This window comes from Polyangiaceae bacterium, from assembly GCA_020633235.1.
In the GTDB taxonomy this organism is placed as follows: Bacteria; Myxococcota_A; Polyangia; order Polyangiales; family Polyangiaceae; genus JACKEA01.
Genome location: JACKEA010000005.1, coordinates 167,710 through 184,097 on the forward strand (window position 1 = coordinate 167,710; position 16,388 = coordinate 184,097).

Here is a 16,388-nt window from a genome sequence, read left to right on the forward strand (position 1 = left end):
GATGGTCGTTTCAGGCATGGGGAACGCTCGCGATTGGGGGACTGACGGGTCAGTCGTCGTCATCGTGCAGCATGCGTGCCGCGGGCGTGTCCAGATCGTCGAACTGCCCGCGGCGAGAGGCCCACAGGAATGCGAGAACCGCGCCAGTCGCGAGAATCAGGGCCAGGGGCAACACGATGTAAAGAGCGCTCATGGCGGACTCCGAAAGGTTTTCGCCCGGTAGGAGCTGGTCACGACGGACAGCGAGCTCAGGGGCATGAGGATGGCCGCGATCAGCGGCGAAATGACGCCGGCCACGGCCAGCGAGGCGCACACCAGGTTGTACGCGAGGGAGAGCAGCATGTTTCGGCGAATCACGCCAAAGGTGCGCCGGGCGCCGCCCAGGAGCTCCAGCACCGGACGCACCCCAGGCCGATTGGCATACACGTCGGCGGCGGCCAGGCTGGCTTCAGCGCCGCCTTGCACGGCCACGCCGACCCCCGCGGCGGCCAAGGCGGCCGCATCGTTCACGCCGTCGCCCACCATCACCACCGGGCCGTCCGCGCTCTCCACGGCGCGGAGCTTCTCTTCCGGGCTCACGCCACCGCGGACCGAGACGAAGGGGACGCCGAGCTCCGCCGCCACGCGGGCGACGACCAGCGGGTGGTCGCCGCTCTCGATGGCCAAGCGATGACCCATGCGCGACATTTCTGCGAGGGCCTCGGCGGCGTCCGGACGAATGGGATCGGCAAACACCGCGACCGCTCGAGCCACGCCATTCACCGCCACGAGCACGGGGGTGCGCCCCGCGCCCGCCGCTGCCTGCGCGTGGGCTTCGAGCTCCTCGGGCACCATGGCCGTCTCGCGCACGTGGGCCAAGGAGCCGACGACCAGCTCGTGGCCATCGACTTGGGCGTGCACGCCGCCACCGGGAACTTGGAGCAGCGCTTCCACCTTCAGCGTCGCCGGCGGCTCGGGCAGCGCGGCCACCAGCGCCCGCGCGATGGGATGGGCGGAGCGTGCTTCCACGGCGGACACCCAGGGCTTCACGCTTTCGTCGCCGTGCCACGCGGACAGCTCCAGGCGGCCGGCGGTGAGGGTGCCCGTCTTGTCGAAGATGACCAGGGCGGGGTGGGCGAGGCGCTCGAGAGCGTCGCCCCCCTTGATCAACAGGCCCGCCCGGGCGGCGCGGCCCACTGCGGCACTGACCGCCAGCGGCGTGGCCAGCCCCAAGGCGCAGGGGCAGGTGACGACCAAGAGCGCGATGGCGTTCTCCACGGCGCGGGTGGGATCGACGAAGGCCCAGCCGACGAACGTGAGGGCGGACAGGGCGAGCACCGACATCACGAAGCGGCCGGCAACGCGGTCCGCCAACAGCTGAATGGGCGCGCGGCGGGCCGCCGCTGCCTCGATGCTCTGCACCAGCTTGCCGAGGCGCGTGGCTTCGCCGGTCTGCTCCGCCCGCACGGTGATGCGCGACGAAACGTTGATGCAGCCGGCGTGCACGCGCATGCCGGGCTCCACGTCGACCGGAACGCTCTCTCCGGTGAGCAGCGAGGCGTCGATGCTCGAGCTGCCCGTCTCCACGATACCGTCGGCGGGCAGGTGCTCGCCGGCGCGGATCTCGAGCAGCGCGCCCATCGGAATGGCGTGCGCGGGCACCTCGCGGATGCCGTCGTCCTCCACCAAGCGCGCCGTGCTGGGCGTGAGCGAGAGCAACAGCTCCGTGGCGCTCTTGGCGCGATGCTGCTCGCGCCGCTGAAGCCAACGGCCGACGAGCAGCAAGAACACCACGGCGGTGACGGAGTCGAAGTAGATGTCCCCGCGGTTCAGCACCGTGTTCACGGCGCCCCACAGGTAGCCTGCCAAGATGCCGAGACTCACCGGCAGATCCATGTGCGGCGTGCGGGTCCTGAGCGCGGCCAGGCCTCCCTTGAAGAACACGCTGCCGGACCAGAACACCGCGGGTGTGGCGACCACCAGGCTCACCCAGCGGAACACGCCGACCCACTGCGGGTCCGAGTCTGCGCCGCCGTACAGCGCGAAGGCGATCAGCATCACGTTGCCGGCGACTGCACCCGCGACGGCCATACGAGACAGCAACGCGCGATCCTCGCGGCGCCGGGCCTCGAGCGCTGCGGCGCGCTGGCGTGGGTGCGGCGGATAGCCGAGGGAGTCGAGAGCCTGGGCGACCTCCGAGAGCTTGCCGACGCTCGGGTCCCACACCACGCGCACGCTGGCTTGGGCTAGATCCACCGTGGCTTCCACGACGCCGGGGGAGAGCTTGCCGAGCTTCTCCACCAGCCACACGCACGCCGGACAGTGCAGGTTCGAGAGCGCCAGCTCCACCGAAAGCAGGCCATCCCCGGCGTCGCGCACGTACAGCTCGCGGAACTTGTCGTCGTCGAGCTCCGCGTAGCTCCGCTCGGACGTCGCGGCCGGGCGCGGCTCGTCGACGTCCAGCGCCGCGCGGTGCTTGTAGTAGCGCTCCAGGCCGGCGCCGTGGATCACGGCGTACACCGTGCGGCAGCCGTCACAGCAGAACTGCACCCGCGCGTGGTCCTCCACGCGGGCCGGCGGTACGGGCAGGCCGCAGTGCGAGCAGGCGACGTCTTCGGACGCGTCGAGCGCGCCCGGCGCCGTCACCGGCTCGGGCAGCGCGCCCAAGGTCACTTCTTCTCCGCTCCGTGGTGGCAGCACGCCGGCTCCGTCGGCACTCCGCCGGGCAACATGCCGGCGCTGTAGCGCGCCGCCAGCGACGGGACGTTGGCCCGTCCCAGCACCGAGTACAGGCCGAGCACGAGCAGCACCGCGGCACTGAGCATGGGCACGTGGCGGCGGAGGTGATGGGACAGGCGCTGCACGCCGAGGCCCAGCCCCAAGAGCAGCGGCACCGTGCCGCTCCAGAACGCCGCCATCACCATCGCGCCGCCGAGGGTGCTCCCGGTCCCCGCCGCCGTGACCGCGAACGCGTACAGCCAGCCGCAGGGCAGCAGGGTGGAGGAAAGCCCGAGGAGCAGCGCCCGCGCCTTGGGCGGCCGCGCTCTGAGCCGGCCCAAGAAGGCGACGGTGCGGCGTTCGAGGGCCTTGGGCACCACGAAGCGCACCACCCGCACGCCTGCGCTCTCGAGCAGCAGGGACAGACCCCACACGATCATCACCGTGCCCGCGACGATCGCCGCCACGCGCCCGACGCCCGCGGCGTTGCCTGCTAGGTCCACCGCGGCGCCAATGGTGCCGGCGACCGCTCCGAGGGCGGTGTACGTGAGCAGGCGCCCGCCGTGGTAGGCGAGGTGACTCAAAGAGCGCGACCCGCTGTCGTCCTCCCCGGCGTAGAAGGCGACGAACCCGCCGCACATCCCCGCGCAATGGAGGCTGCCCACCAAGCTGGCACCGACCACCGAGAGCAACAGCGCGGACGTCACGTGGCGTCTCCGCGCAGCACGTCTTGCCGGATGATCTGTGTGAAACGCTCACCGTTCTGCTCGGCGGAGAAGCGGAACTCCCACAGGCCGACGCGCACCAGCGGCAGCTTGCCGTGGAGCTTGCCGTCCGGGCCGGTCGACAGATCGGCGCTCACGATGTGGCCGGCCCGTGCGTTCGCGAAGGCGTCCACTCGAACCTTGGCATTGGGAAGGGCGTGGCCGCGATCGTCGGTCAGCTTGGCCACGAGCTGTACGTCACGCCCCACGGTGCGCGTCTCCAGGGTGAGGTTCCAGCCGAGCCGCGTGTTCTCCGCCGATTGAGCCTGGTGGTCGTCCCAGGCGACGGCCTTTTGGTAGTAGTCCTGCTCCACCGCGAAGCCCGGATCGTCCGTCGCGATCTTCGCCATGTACAGCAGTCCGCCCACCATCGAGGTGAGCAACACCACCGGGACCCACGGCCAGATGTTGAAACGGGGGCTGTCTTCTCGGTCGCTCATTTTACGTCTCCGTCGAAGGGACCGAGCAGCTTGTATTGAACCTCGGTCTTGAAGTCGCCGTCGTCGCGGACGGCGAACTTCACCATGCGCTTGCCGCCTTGGAACGAGCTCTTCGGCGAGAGCACGAACACCGTCGTGGTCTCGTGGGTTCCCTTGGCGACGTGCAGCGGGTTTTCCGGCGCGATCAGCTTGGCATCGCCGCCGTCTTCCAACGCGATGTGATACTCGCGGTCCTGGCTTCCGCGGTTCTCGATCTTGATGCGGATCTGGTTCTGCACGCCTTCCGGCTGCAGCACGTAAGGCGCGCCGATGCCGCGGAGCACCGTGACGTCCGCGCTGCCCTGTCGCGAGCCAAAGAACACCAGGGCGCTCACGGCGATCAGGATCACCAACGGGTACAGCACGACGCGGGGCCGCAAGAGGGGGCTCTTCTCCCCCGACTCCAGGGTTTCTTGGGAGCTGTAGCGGACCAGCCCCTTCGGCTTGCCGATGCGCTCCATGATGCTGTCGCAGGCGTCGGCGCACTGGGTGCAGGCGATGCACTCGAGCTGCAGCCCTTCACGGATGTCGATGCCGGTGGGGCAGGCCACGACGCAGGCGTTGCAGTCGATGCAGTCACCACTGCCCTCCACGGGCTTGCCCTTGCTGCGGGGCTCGCCGCGCCGAGCGTCGTAGCCCACGACCAGGGAGCGCTTGTCGAGCAGCACGGACTGCAGCCGAGCGTACGGGCAGATGACGGTGCACATCTGCTCGCGGAAGTAGGCGAAGTCGAAGAACACCAAGGCGGCGGTCACCGCCATCACGCCGAAGGCGCCGGCGTGCTGCATCGGCGGCTCGGTCATCCAATGGAACAGGCGCTCGACCCCCACGAAGTAGGAGAGGAACACGTTGCCGACGACCACCGAGAGCAGGCCGAACGCCACGTATTTCAGGATGCGCCGGGCATTCGGGCCCTTTTTGTCGATCCTCAGCTGGTCTGCACGTCCGCCTTCGAACAGGCGCTCGATGGGACGGAAGACGAACTCCATGTACACCGTCTGGGGGCAGCCCCAGCCGCACCACGCCCGGCCCACCAACGCCGTCAGCCAGATGATGCTGAGAAAGATGGACAGCATCAGGAGCATGAGCAGCACGCCGTCGGTCGCCAAGAACGTGCGACCGAACAAGTGGAACTGCCGTGCGGGAACGTCCAGCAGGATCAGCGGATGGCCGTTCATCCGAATGAAGGGGATCGCGACGAAAGAGGCGATCAGTCCCCAGGCGGTCAGCAGTCTCGCCCAGTAGTAGCGGCCCTTGTAGAGCTTCGGTCGGATTCGACGCCGAGTACCATCGGCGTTCAGCGTCGGGAGGACGCGTTCCTCAGGGGCGAGGGGGCCTGCCACGGTTTACTCCACGGGGTTGCCCTCAGGCGGCTTGCCAGCGGCATTGGTGCCCTTCAGGTCCTTGACCACGTAGGCCACGACGCTGCGGAGCTCCTTCGGCGTGAGCTGCTTGCTCCACGCCGGCATGCCTTTGGCGGCGACACCTTCGGACACCACCTTGTAGATGTCCATGGGCTTGCCAGCGCCATGGATCCAGCTGTTGTCGGTGAGATTGGGTCCCACGATGCCTTGCCCCTTGTCTCCATGACAGGCAACGCAGCGCGCGGTGAACACGCCCTGACCCTCGGTGACCGCGGATGGATTGTCGATCAGCTTCTGCAAGCTCTCCGGCGTGACCACTTCAGCGGCGGCTCGCTTCGCTTCGGCCTCCTCGGCCTCTTTCATGTCTGCGGCGTACGCTTCCGCCACCGACGTCCCGTTGCCGGTGACGTGATAGTGGAACAAGTAGCCGATGGCGAAGAAGAACGAGCCCCAGAAGATCAGCTTCCACCAGCGGGGCAGGGGATTGTCGTACTCCTGGATGCCGTCGTACTCGTGATCGCCAATCAAGAGGTCCTGATCGACGGGAGCTTCGGCTTGCGCTTTCTTCGCGGGGCTCATGACTTGCCTTCTCGGGGAGACTGAGGGGTTTCATCGTCCAGTGGCATGAAGCGGGCCTGCTCGAAGGCCTCGCGGTTCTTCTTGTGAAGCACCTGGTAGGCCACCAAAAGGAACACGGCGAAGAAGATGACGAGTGCAGCTTCCGCCCAGCCCGAGAGGGCCATGTTGCTCATGATGTCGGAGAGCCTCATCTCACTTCTCCTCGGTCAGGTGCGCCACGCTCTTGTCGCTCGGCGCGGCGGGGGGGGCCTTCTTGATGTCCGTGCCGAGACGCTGGAGATAGGCGATCAGGGCGATGATCTTCTTGCTCTCGAGGCCCTTCGGCCCACCCTGCTTCACGATCTCCGCGGCGATCTCCTGGGCCTGAGCGTGAGCCATGGGCTCCGCCTTGTTGAGCGCCTCGCCGTAGGGCACGCCCAACATGGCTTGGGCGTCCACGTGGGACTGGATCACCGAGTAGTCGAGGTCGTCCGTGAGCAGCCACGGGTAACGCGGCATGATCGACTGCGGCGTGGTGCTGGTGGGGTCGTCCATGTGTCGGACGTGCCAGAGGTGTGGGTACTTGCCGCCCACGCGGTGCAGGTCCGGACCGATGCGCCGTGAGCCCCACTGGAAGGGGTGGTCGTACACGAACTCGCCCGGCTTGCTGTACTCGCCGTAGCGTTCGGTCTCCGCCCGAATCGGGCGCACCATCTGAGAGTGGCAGTTGTAGCAGCCCTCGGACACGTAGATGTCCCGCCCCGCGAGCTCGAGCGGGGTGTAGGGCTTGACGCTCGAGATGGTGGGGACGTTCGAGCGAATCAAGAACGTTGGGATGATCTCGAACAGCGACGCGATGGCCACGGAGATGGTCACCCACACCGTGAACTTCAACGGACGGCCTTCCCACTTGCGGTGCCAAGCGGCGTCCACGAAGTACTTGAGCTTGTAGGCCAGGTGCGCGCTGGTGGCGTGAGCCGGGATCTCCGGGTGAGGCTCGGGGCCCGTGGCCGGGCGCAGAGCCGGAGCCTCGTGCTCGGGCACCTCGTAGGTCTTGGGGCGCGTCTTCCAGGTCGCCAGCAGGTTGACCAGAGCCATCACGACGCCGGCCACGTACAGCGTACCACCCAAAGCACGTACCCAGTACATGGGCATCAGGCGCACCACGGTCTCGACGAAGTCCGGGTAGGCGAGGCGACCGGTCTGGTCGAAAGCGCGCCACATGAGCCCTTGGGTCACGCCGGCGGCGTAGATGGGCACGATGTAAAAGAGGATGCCCAGCGTGCCGACCCAGAAGTGCACTTCGGCCAGCTTCTTGGACCACAGCTTGGTCTGGAACAGGCGCGGCGCCAGCCAGTACAGCATGCCGAAGGTCATCATGCCGTTCCAGCCGAGGGTGCCGCTGTGGACGTGGGCGATGGTCCAGTCGGTGTAGTGAGAGAGCGCGTTCACGCTCTTGATGCTGAGCATCGGTCCTTCGAAGGTGCTCATGCCGTAGAAGGTCACGCCCACCACGAAGAACTTCAGGATCGGGTCCTGGGCCACCTTGTTCCAGGCGCCCCGCAGCGTGAGCAGGCCGTTGATCATGCCGCCCCAGGAGGGCATCCACAGCATGAGCGAGAACACCATGCCCAGGGACGAGGCCCACTCCGGAAGCGCCGTGTAGTGCAGGTGGTGCGGTCCGGCCCAGATGTAGATGAACACCAGCGACCAGAAGTGCAGGATGCTCAGGCGGTAGGAGAACACCGGGCGGTTCGCCGCCTTGGGCAGGAAGTAGTACATCAAGCCCAAGAACGGCGTGGTCAGGAAGAAGGCGACGGCGTTGTGGCCGTACCACCACTGCATGAAGGCATCCTGGACGCCCGCGTAGATCGAGTAGCTCTTGAACAGCCCCGCCGGGATCCAGAGATTGTTGAAAATGTGCAGGATCGCGACGGTGATCACCGTCGCGATGTAGAACCAGATGGCGACGTAGATGTGCCGCTCGCGGCGTCGCGCCATGGTTCCGAACAGGTTGATCGCGAAGGCCACCCAGACCACCGCGATGGCGATGTCGATCGGCCACTCGAGCTCCGCATACTCGCGGGACTGAGTGATCCCGAAGGGCAGCGTGAGGGCTGCCGACACGATGATCGCTTGCCAACCCCAGAAGTGGAACGCGCTCAGCTTGTCGCTGAACATGCGGGCTTTGAGCAAGCGCTGCGTCGAGTAATACACGGCGGCGAAGATCGCGTTCCCCGCGAACGCGAAGATCGCTGCGTTGGTGTGTAGGGGCCGGAGGCGACCGAAGGTCAGCCAGGGCTGATTGAAGGACAGGGAGGGGACGACCATCATCAGCGCCACCCACAACCCGACCAACGTCGCGACGAGCCCCCACACGATCGTCGCAAAGGTGAACTTGCGAACGATGGCGTCGTCGTAGGTGAACTTCTCCAGGCGCCCTTCCGAACCACGATACGGCTGCTCAGACATTTTCGGCCGCGGCATCGCAAGAAGCGTGCCCGGGCCCAAAGGGGTGGCACTTCCCCCGGGTCGGTCACACGGTGTAACTGCAATCCAGCGCCTCCGGCGCCGCTTCGAGAAGAGTGTCCCGACATGGGTCAGAGCCAAGGCTCCTTTGCCCCCATCAAGAGGGCGCAACGGCTGCGTCCCCAATCGGACTTGACGCATGATCTGCGAAACGTGGCTCCCCCGTGGGCCAGCGAGATCGCGGAGATCGAGCGGCGATTCGCGGTGGATTCGGCCCTGGGGCTGTCCGTTTCCGACGCCACCGAGCGGCGGCAGCGGGACGGCGACAATGTCTTGGAGGAGGCAGCCCCGCCATCGCCGGTGCGTCAGTTTTTGGAACAGTTCACCGACATCACGGTGATCGCACTCTTGGTGGCGGCGGCCCTCGCCGTGGCTCTGGCGTGGTCCGAACCCGAGAAGCAGACCTTTCTCGGCCGCTTCGGCGACGCCATCGCCATCGGCATCATCGTGTTGATGAACGCCGCCATCGGTTTCGTGCAGGAGCGGAAGGCGGAGCGAGCGTTGAGGGCGCTGCGCCGGTTGGGGGCACCGGAGGCGACGGTGCTTCGTGCGGGCGAGCGGGTTCGGGTGCCCGCGGCGGAGGTGGCTCGAGGAGACGTGGTGCTGGTCTCGGAGGGCGATCGCGTGCCCGCGGACGCGCGTCTGGTGGCGGCCGAGGATCTGGTGGTGACGGAGGCGGCGCTCACCGGTGAGAGCCAACCCGTACAGAAGGAAACCACGCGCCTCGACGCGGAGACCGCCCTCGCGGAGCGCGCCAACATGCTGTTCATGGGAACCCACGTGGGGCGCGGGGTCGGTCGCGCCGTCGTGGTGCACACCGGCATGCGCACCGAGCTCGGCAGCATCGCCACCCTGCTCGGCCAAGTCCGCTCGCCGGACACTCCCCTGCAGAAGAGCCTTCGCCGCTTCGGCACCTGGGTGGTGGTGGGCTGCGCGCTGGTCGGAGCCGTGGTCTTCGCCGTCGGTCTGGTGCGTCTCGAGGCGCCGATCGGCTTTCTGCTGCTCACGGCGGTGAGCTTGGCGGTGGCGGCGATCCCCGAAGGTTTGCCGGCGATCACCACCATCGTGCTGGCGCTCGGCGTCCAGCGCATGGCGAAGAAGAACGCGCTGGTGCGCCGGCTGGCCGCCGTGGAGACGTTGGGCTCCGCCACCGTGATCTGCACCGACAAGACCGGTACCCTCACGCAGAACCGCATGACCGTCCGGCGCATGCTGGCGGGCAGCCGCGAGCTCACGGTGGAGCTTGGCGCCGACGAACAGACCCTGGTGTTCGAGCGCGGAGACGAAGAGCCCGCCAGCTTCTTGCCGCACCACCCGTTCGGCGAGCTGGTGCTCGGCTGCGGATTCTCGCCCGCCGCACGGGAAATCGAGAACGAACGGGGCGAGAGCGAGATCCGCGGGGATCCCACCGACGCCGCGCTGCTCTCGCTGCACTCGGCGCTGGCCAGCCGCGCGGACAAGAAGCGCGAGAGCTACCCGGTGGAGCGCGTGGTTCCCTTCGACCGCGAGCGCAAGATGACCACGGTGGTGGCTCGCGGGGAGGACGCGCTCTTCGCCTTCGCCCACGGTGCGCCGGAGTCGATTCTCGAACGCGCCGAGACGGTGCTCCACGACGACGGCGAGCTTCGTCCGCTGGGGGACGCCGAGCGCGAGCGGGTGCACCGGACCGTGGAAGACTGGGCCGCCGACGGGCTCCGCGTGCTCGCCGTCGCGCGCTCCGTGGTCCCCGCCGACGACCCGCCGCCGAGCTCTCGCCGCGTGGACGTGATCGCGCGCTTCGAGCGCGACATGACCCTGCTCGGTCTGGTGGGGCTCGCCGATCCGCCACGGCCGGAGGTGCCGCGAGCGCTACGGCGGGCGGCCCGCGCCGGCGTGAAGACGGTGATGATCACGGGCGATCACCCTCGCACGGCGGAGGCCATCGCGAGGGAGATCGGCATGCTGAGCGACCTGTCCGACGACGAGCGTAGCCGCAGCGTGCTCACCGGCCGTGAGCTCGAAGCACTGTCCGAGGCGGAGCGCCGGGCGCGGGTGCGGGATCTGCGCGTGCTGGCGCGCGCCACCGCCCAGGACAAGCTCGAGCTGGTGCAGGCGCTCAAGGCCGCGGGGGAGGTGGTGGCCATGACCGGCGATGGCGTCAACGACGCGCCCGCCATCAAGGCCGCTAGCATCGGGGTGGCGATGGGACAGGGCGGCACCGACGTGACCCGAGAGGCCGCCGACATGGTGCTGCTCGACGACAACTACGCCACTATCGTGTCTGCCATCGAAGAGGGGCGCATCGTCTACGGCAACATCAAGCGCTTCATCGTGTTCTTGTTCGCGGTGAACACCGGCTTGGTGCTCAGCGTGTTGGTCGCTGCTCTGCTCGGATGGCAGCCGATCCTGACCCCGACGCAGATCCTGTGGATCAACCTGATCACCAACGGACTGCCCGCCCTCGCCCTGGGCATGGAACCGGCGACCGGCGATCCGATGCGGGAGGCGCCGCGCGATAGCGAGGCCGCGCTGGTGAGCGCCGGGGAGCTCCGCTGGCTGCTCGGCTACGGCACCTTGATGGGCGTCCTGGGTCTGCTGGTGTTCGAGGGCTACCGCCTCAGCTACGTTCACCTCGCCGGTGGCGAGCTCGCGGTGGCGCGCACGGCAACCTTCACGCTGTTGGCGGTGGCGCCGTTGTTCCACGCGCTCAGCTCGCGCTCGCGTCGGGATTCGGTGTTCACCCTCGGCTTCGGCAAGAACTGGCGCTTGCTCGGTGCCTTCGTCGTCGCGCTGGGGCTGCAAGCGGTGGCCGTGTACGTGCCGGTGCTGCAGTCCGTGTTCCAGACGGTGCCGCTGTCGCTCCGCGACGTGTCCGTGGTGCTGGGCCTTTCGATGGCCGTGTGGCTCGTGGGCGAAGCCGAGAAACTGCTCGGTAAGCTTTCTCGCGGATCTTGATTTTGCCGGGCCGCCGCGGAAACGTCGTGCCCGCGCTGCCCCGACAAAAAATCAATGACGGTAGCGCGTGTACAGCTCGCCGACGGAAGCCACGAGCTCGTCGAAGTTCTCGCGCTCGCCGTCCAGATTCTCGAAAGACGCCACCACCTTGGCGCCGCGGTCTTCCGGGAGCTTCGTGCGAGCCAGCGGAAAGAGATCGAGGTTCTCGTGCATGAGGTGGGTGCGCTGCAGCTCGAGGAACTCGCGGGCAACGCTGACGAAGTGGCGGCGACCGTCCACGCTCCACTCGCTCTTCTGCAGTGCGGCGTGGCGCAAGGAGCGCATCAGGTAGCGTTCCTGGTCGTGCTCCTTGCGGATGCGCGCCAGGGGACCGCTGCTCCAATCGAAGCCGAGGTCCGTGAGGACCGGGAACAGGATCGATTCTTCCTTTTCGTGGTGGCCGAGATCGACGAACTCGCGGAAGAACTTCACGCAGCGCTCGAGATCCGCGCGCTCCACCGGCTCTCCGGCTTCGGCGCGGGAAGTGAGCGCGTCGAGAACGCTCAGCATCCGTTCGATCAGCTGATGCTCACGCTGGAGCACGTCGATGGGGTTCATCGTCTTTCTCCATCCGCAGCCGCAGATGCTGCGCCGGACCGTCACCGTAGCAAGGCTCGGGCCACGCGACTGCAGCAAACACCGGCTTCTTGCCGGCGAAAGGAATGCGCTTTTGCTCGTTCTTGCGCAATGGTTGCGACCCCAGGGGGAGAGATAGCGGGGCGACGGGGGCCCCCGGCATTGGCACGTAGCGTGCACATTTCGCCGGGCGGAGTCGCTCGCGCAGCGGCCGAGAGGAGCCCGCCATGAACGCAAGAAGCAAGGTCCCGTACGTGGTCGTCGTGGGCATCGACTTTTCGGAGACCGGAAACACGGCCCTCGAGCACGCGTTCACCCTGGCCAGCGACAAGCCCAACGGAGAGGTCCATGTGATCAACGTGGCTCGCGGCTATGGGCCGATGGTGCATTTGGACACGGGCGGGGACATCACCACGCTCAGCATGGAAGAGGCCTCCCACAAGCTGAAGCTGTACGTCGAAGAGCGGCTGGAGGACTTCGTCGCTCGCCGCGAGGCGCTCGATCGCCCGGTGTTCGAGCGGGCGGTGACGCATCTTCGGCTGGATTCCCCCGCGGAGGAGGTGGCGCAGCTGGCCTCCGACTTGGAAGCGGACTTGGTCGTGGTGGGCACCCATGGGCGTCGCGGGTTGCGCCGGCTATTGCTCGGGTCCGTCGCCGAAGGCGTGGTGCGGCTGGCGCCCTGCCCGGTGCTGGTGGTGCGGCCCAAGGATCAGGGCGCGCCGGTGCCGGAGATCGAGCCGCCGTGCCCCGCCTGCGTGCAGGCGCGCAAGGACTCGGACGGCAAGGAGCTGTGGTGCGCTCGGCACAAGGAGCACCACGTCCGCGCCCACACTTATCACTACGTGGATCGCAACGTCGCTTCCCACGAGAATGCCCCTCTGATCAATCGACAAGACTGAGAGCTGCTCGCTCGACAAGCGCAGTCCTCGTCGCGCTACAGGAGCCCGATGCCTGACATGGATTGGCGTATGCTCTACGCCGACAAGGTCGCTACACCCGAAGAAGCCATTCGTCTCGTCCCGCGGGGCCGTCGCATCCTGATTGGATCCGGCGCCGCGGAGCCCGCCAGCTTGGTGGAAGCCCTGGTGGCCCACGGCGATCACCTGGCGGACAACGAGATCGTCCACCTGCTGACCTTGGGGCCGGCGCCCTACGTGAAGCCCGGCCTCGAGAAGCGCTTCCGACACACCGCCTTCTTCATCGGCGCCAACGTGCGCGAGGCGGTGCAGGAAGGGCGTGCGGACTTCATGCCCGTGTTCCTGTCGGAAATCCCGGTGCTGATTCGTTCGCGCCGGGTGCGCGTGGACGTGGTGCTGGTGCAGGTCAGCCCGCCGGATGCCCACGGCTACGTGAGCCTCGGCGTGTCCCTCGACATCGTGCGGGCCGCCGTGGATGCCGCGGAGCTGGTGATCGCGGAGGTGAATCCACGGATGCCCCGCACGCTGGGCAACTCCTTCGTACACGTCAATCGCTTCGATGCCCTGGTGCCCGTGGACGCCGCCCTGCCGGAGCTCGCCATCGAGCCCTTGGACGACGTGTGCCGCGAGATCGGTCGCCACGTGGCGACGCTCATCCCCAACGGTGCCACGCTGCAGACCGGCATTGGTCGCATCCCGCACGCCGTCACCGAGGCCCTCGCCAATCATCACGACCTCGGCGTGCACACCGAGATGCTCTCGGACAGCGTGATCGACCTGGTGGAGTCCGGCGTGGTGAACGGCAGCCAGAAGACGCTGTTGCCCGGAAAGATCGTCACCAGCTTCGCCATGGGAACCAAGCGCCTGTACGACTGGATCGACGACAACCCCGCGGTGGAGATGCGCGCCAGCGATTTCACCAACGACCCGTTCACCATCGCCCGGCACGACAACATGGTCGCGATCAACTCCGCCCTGGCGGTGGACCTGACGGGGCAGGTGGCCGCCGACACGCTCATGGGCCGCTTCTTCTCGGGCATCGGCGGGCAGGTGGACTTCATCCGCGGCGCCGGTCGCAGCAACGGTGGCAAGCCCATCATTGCGCTGCCCAGCACCGCGAAGGACGGCAAGATGAGCCGCATCCGAGCGGTGCTGGAAGAGGGCGCCGGAGTGGTCACCAGCCGCGGGGACGTCCACTACGTGGTCACCGAGTTCGGCGTCGCGGATCTGTGGGGTAAGAGCATCCGACAGCGCGCCATGGCGCTGATCGAGATCGCTCACCCGGACTTCCGGGGAGAGCTGCTGTCAGCGGCCAAGGGGCGACGCTACGTGTTTCCCGACCAGGTCGCGCCGCGCGCGGTGTACCCCTGGGAGGAAGAGCGCGTGGAGGATCTCCACGGCCACACCGTGCTGGTGCGTCCGGTACGCGTGGCCGACGAAGAGACGCTGCAGGATCTCTTCTACCGGCTCAGCGACGAGAGCACCTACCAGCGCTTCATGCAGTACAAGCGGAGCCACTCCCATCAAGAGATGCAGGACCTGGTCAAGCTGGACTACGAGAGCAACATGGCACTGGTAGTGTGCGAAGGCACCGACCCCAGCGGCGAGATCCTGGCCATGGCGCGCTACGACGTGGACCCTGCGACCAGCCTGGCGGACATCGCCTTCGTGGTGCAGGACGAGTGGCAGGGCAAGGGCCTCGGCACCTTGTTGATGCGGCGCATGCGGGACATCGCCCGGGCTCGCGGCCTGGCCGGCTTCACGGCGGACGTGTTCGCGTCCAACGCCGCGATGCTGGGCGTGTTCTATCGCAGCGGCATGGAGGTGCGCACCGAGCTGGACGGCGGCGTGTACCACGTGGTGATGACGTTCGAGCCGAAGGCGCCGCCGGAGACCATGCGGCCTCGAGAACGGCTATGACGCTGCTCGTGCCCGTCGACTACTCCGAGCACTCCCTGAGGGTGCTCGGGGTGGCGGCGGATCTCGCGCGCGCCTTGGGCACCGGGCTCGACGTCGTCTTCGCCTGGGAGTGCATGCCGGACGCTCCGCCCGGCATGCGGGTGACGGACGAAACCGGAAGGCCGCGACCGCTGGAAGAGATCGTGGCAGAGAACGCGGATCAAGAAATGCGCGAGTTCCTCGGGCGCGCGGGGTTGCCGCCGGAGGTGAAGGTGCACAGCCGGGTGGTGCGCGGAAACGCGGCCGGCGCGGTGCTCGCCGCGCTGGGGCCGGAGCACACGATGATCGTGATGGGCACCCACGGTCGCGGTGGCGTCAAACGCTGGATGCTCGGCAGCGTGGCGGAGAAGCTGGTCCGGAGCTCGCCGGTCCCGGTGCTCACCGTCCGCGGGGAAGAGTAGCGAGATGGGCAAGGAAATCGCCGAGAACAACCACTGCCGCATCGTGCTGACGGGCGGCCCCGGTGGGGGCAAGACCACGGCCGCGGATCTGTTTCGCCGGGAGATCGGCTCCCGGGTGGTGCTGGTTCCCGAAGCCGCCACCATCATGTTCACCGGCGGCTTTCCGCGGCGACGGGAGCCCGACGCGCTCCGCGCGGTGCAGACTGCGATCTTCCACGTGCAGCGCGGCATCGAGGACGTGCAATCCGCGGCACACCCCACGCGCGTCTTGCTGTGCGACCGCGGTACCGTGGACGGCTCGGTGTACTGGCCCGGCCCGCCGGAGGAGTTCTTCGACGCAATGGGAACCTCGCTGGAGCAGGAGCTCTCCCGCTACGGCGCAGTGGTGTTCTTCGAAAGCGCGGCAGCCGGAGGACTGGAGATCAACAGCGGCAATCCGGCTCGCACCGAGTCCGTAGAAGAGGCCCGGGAGCTCGATCGGCTGCTCCGCGCCCAATGGTCGAAACACCCGCGCTTCTTCCTGGTGCCGCACTCGCAATCGTTCTTCGAGAAGATATCGATGGGGCTCGCGATCCTGCAGAGCCTGGTGGCGCAAATGCCGTCGTCACCGCCCCCCGGTTAGATCCGCATCGGACTGCCACAAGGGCTTGCCGCTAGCGTTGCGCAGCTCGAGCGTCTGGTTGCCCTTCTCCACGCGGGACGCCTCGATGACGGTCTTGCCCGCCTTGGTGACGCCCTTGCCGCGGATCCGCACGCGCTCACCGGTTGCGATGTGCATGCCGTGCTCGTCCAGGTACCACTGCGGGGCCAGGTGCACTTCCACGGGCTGGTCCGCCTCGGGACGGATCACCAGGCTCACGGAGCGGTCGAGCTGGGCGGAGGGAGGCGTCTGATCCACGCCCAGGACCTCGCCGTCGATGGCGGCGTTCGAGCGCGGTGCTTCTCCGCGCTGTGCAGGGTAGGGTGGCGGAACTTGGGGTGGACCACAGGCGGTGAGCAACAGGGCGACGACAAAGGCGCGGGTCATGCCTCGAAGCACTGCATTCGCCGTGCCGACGTGCGACTGCTTCGGTGTCCCGTCGTGTGCGCAAGGCTGACGCTGGCCATCGAGGCTTGCGCACCGCGTGCGCAAGAAAGCGTTCCTATCCCGGCAGTTGCTTGGAATGGAGAT

Annotated in this window: 15 protein-coding genes; 5 read left to right on the plus strand and 10 right to left on the minus strand. The window is 67.6% G+C overall.

Annotated features, from left to right (window positions below; genetic code table 11):
- Positions 1 to 49 precede the first annotated feature (49 nt).
- From ccoS to ccoN, 8 genes are read right to left on the minus strand one after another with little or no spacing between them, the layout of a single operon-like run.
- Positions 50 to 193, minus strand: a complete 144-nt coding sequence (ccoS, locus tag H6717_26605) for a cbb3-type cytochrome oxidase assembly protein CcoS (protein MCB9580630.1) — start codon at positions 191 to 193, stop codon at positions 50 to 52.
- Positions 190 to 2,679 carry a heavy metal translocating P-type ATPase gene (locus H6717_26610; GenBank protein MCB9580631.1) on the minus strand — a complete coding sequence of 830 codons (2,490 nt, stop codon included), beginning with the start codon at positions 2,677 to 2,679 and terminating at the stop codon, positions 190 to 192. The genes ccoS and H6717_26610 overlap by 4 nt, the downstream gene beginning before the upstream one ends.
- Positions 2,649 to 3,404 carry a sulfite exporter TauE/SafE family protein gene (locus tag H6717_26615; protein ID MCB9580632.1) on the minus strand — a complete coding sequence of 252 codons (756 nt, stop codon included), beginning with the start codon at positions 3,402 to 3,404 and terminating at the stop codon, positions 2,649 to 2,651. Before H6717_26615 ends, H6717_26610 begins: the two co-directional genes overlap by 31 nt.
- A complete protein-coding gene (locus H6717_26620) occupies positions 3,401 to 3,901 on the minus strand; it encodes a FixH family protein (GenBank protein MCB9580633.1) in 501 nt (166 codons plus the stop codon). The genes H6717_26615 and H6717_26620 overlap by 4 nt, the downstream gene beginning before the upstream one ends.
- Positions 3,898 to 5,283, minus strand: coding sequence for a cytochrome c oxidase accessory protein CcoG (gene ccoG / locus H6717_26625; GenBank protein ID MCB9580634.1), 1,386 nt, complete (start codon positions 5,281 to 5,283; stop codon positions 3,898 to 3,900). The genes H6717_26620 and ccoG overlap by 4 nt, the downstream gene beginning before the upstream one ends.
- A gap of 3 nt (positions 5,284 to 5,286) precedes the next feature.
- The gene (locus H6717_26630) at positions 5,287 to 5,883 is read right to left on the minus strand and encodes a c-type cytochrome (GenBank protein MCB9580635.1); all 597 of its coding nucleotides are present in this window, start codon (positions 5,881 to 5,883) and stop codon (positions 5,287 to 5,289) included.
- Positions 5,880 to 6,074 carry a cbb3-type cytochrome c oxidase subunit 3 gene (locus H6717_26635; protein ID MCB9580636.1) on the minus strand — a complete coding sequence of 65 codons (195 nt, stop codon included), beginning with the start codon at positions 6,072 to 6,074 and terminating at the stop codon, positions 5,880 to 5,882. Before H6717_26635 ends, H6717_26630 begins: the two co-directional genes overlap by 4 nt.
- Before the next feature lies 1 nt (position 6,075).
- On the minus strand, positions 6,076 to 8,349 hold the full coding sequence (gene ccoN / locus H6717_26640; protein MCB9580637.1) for a cytochrome-c oxidase, cbb3-type subunit I: 2,274 nt from the start codon (positions 8,347 to 8,349) through the stop codon (positions 6,076 to 6,078).
- A gap of 195 nt (positions 8,350 to 8,544) precedes the next feature.
- Here ccoN and H6717_26645 point away from each other — a divergent pair, with 195 nt between their 5' ends.
- Complete coding sequence (locus H6717_26645) at positions 8,545 to 11,325, plus strand: cation-transporting P-type ATPase (protein ID MCB9580638.1); 2,781 nt, start codon at positions 8,545 to 8,547, stop codon at positions 11,323 to 11,325.
- Positions 11,326 to 11,376: 51 nt separating this feature from the next.
- Here H6717_26645 and H6717_26650 read toward each other — a convergent pair whose 3' ends face one another.
- Complete coding sequence (locus H6717_26650) at positions 11,377 to 11,922, minus strand: hemerythrin domain-containing protein (protein ID MCB9580639.1); 546 nt, start codon at positions 11,920 to 11,922, stop codon at positions 11,377 to 11,379.
- Positions 11,923 to 12,167: 245 nt separating this feature from the next.
- Here H6717_26650 and H6717_26655 point away from each other — a divergent pair, with 245 nt between their 5' ends.
- Genes H6717_26655 through H6717_26670 form a run of 4 tightly spaced genes read left to right on the plus strand, consistent with a single transcriptional unit; the run spans position 12,168 to position 15,839 of the window.
- On the plus strand, positions 12,168 to 12,839 hold the full coding sequence (locus H6717_26655; protein MCB9580640.1) for a universal stress protein: 672 nt from the start codon (positions 12,168 to 12,170) through the stop codon (positions 12,837 to 12,839).
- 48 nt (positions 12,840 to 12,887) lie between these two features.
- Entirely contained in the window at positions 12,888 to 14,777 is a 1,890-nt protein-coding gene (locus H6717_26660) for a GNAT family N-acetyltransferase (protein MCB9580641.1), read from the plus strand.
- Positions 14,774 to 15,217 (plus strand): universal stress protein, encoded by a 444-nt coding sequence (locus H6717_26665; protein ID MCB9580642.1) that lies wholly within the window; start codon positions 14,774 to 14,776, stop codon positions 15,215 to 15,217. Before H6717_26660 ends, H6717_26665 begins: the two co-directional genes overlap by 4 nt.
- A gap of 4 nt (positions 15,218 to 15,221) precedes the next feature.
- The gene (locus H6717_26670) at positions 15,222 to 15,839 is read left to right on the plus strand and encodes an AAA family ATPase (GenBank protein ID MCB9580643.1); all 618 of its coding nucleotides are present in this window, start codon (positions 15,222 to 15,224) and stop codon (positions 15,837 to 15,839) included.
- On the opposite strand, the gene H6717_26675 is transcribed toward H6717_26670, so the two are convergent.
- Positions 15,822 to 16,244: a hypothetical protein gene (locus H6717_26675; GenBank protein ID MCB9580644.1), complete on the minus strand. Its 423-nt coding sequence runs from the start codon at positions 16,242 to 16,244 to the stop codon at positions 15,822 to 15,824. The two genes, H6717_26670 and H6717_26675, sit on opposite strands and share 18 nt — an antisense overlap.
- Between the last annotated feature and the right edge of the window lie 144 nt (positions 16,245 to 16,388).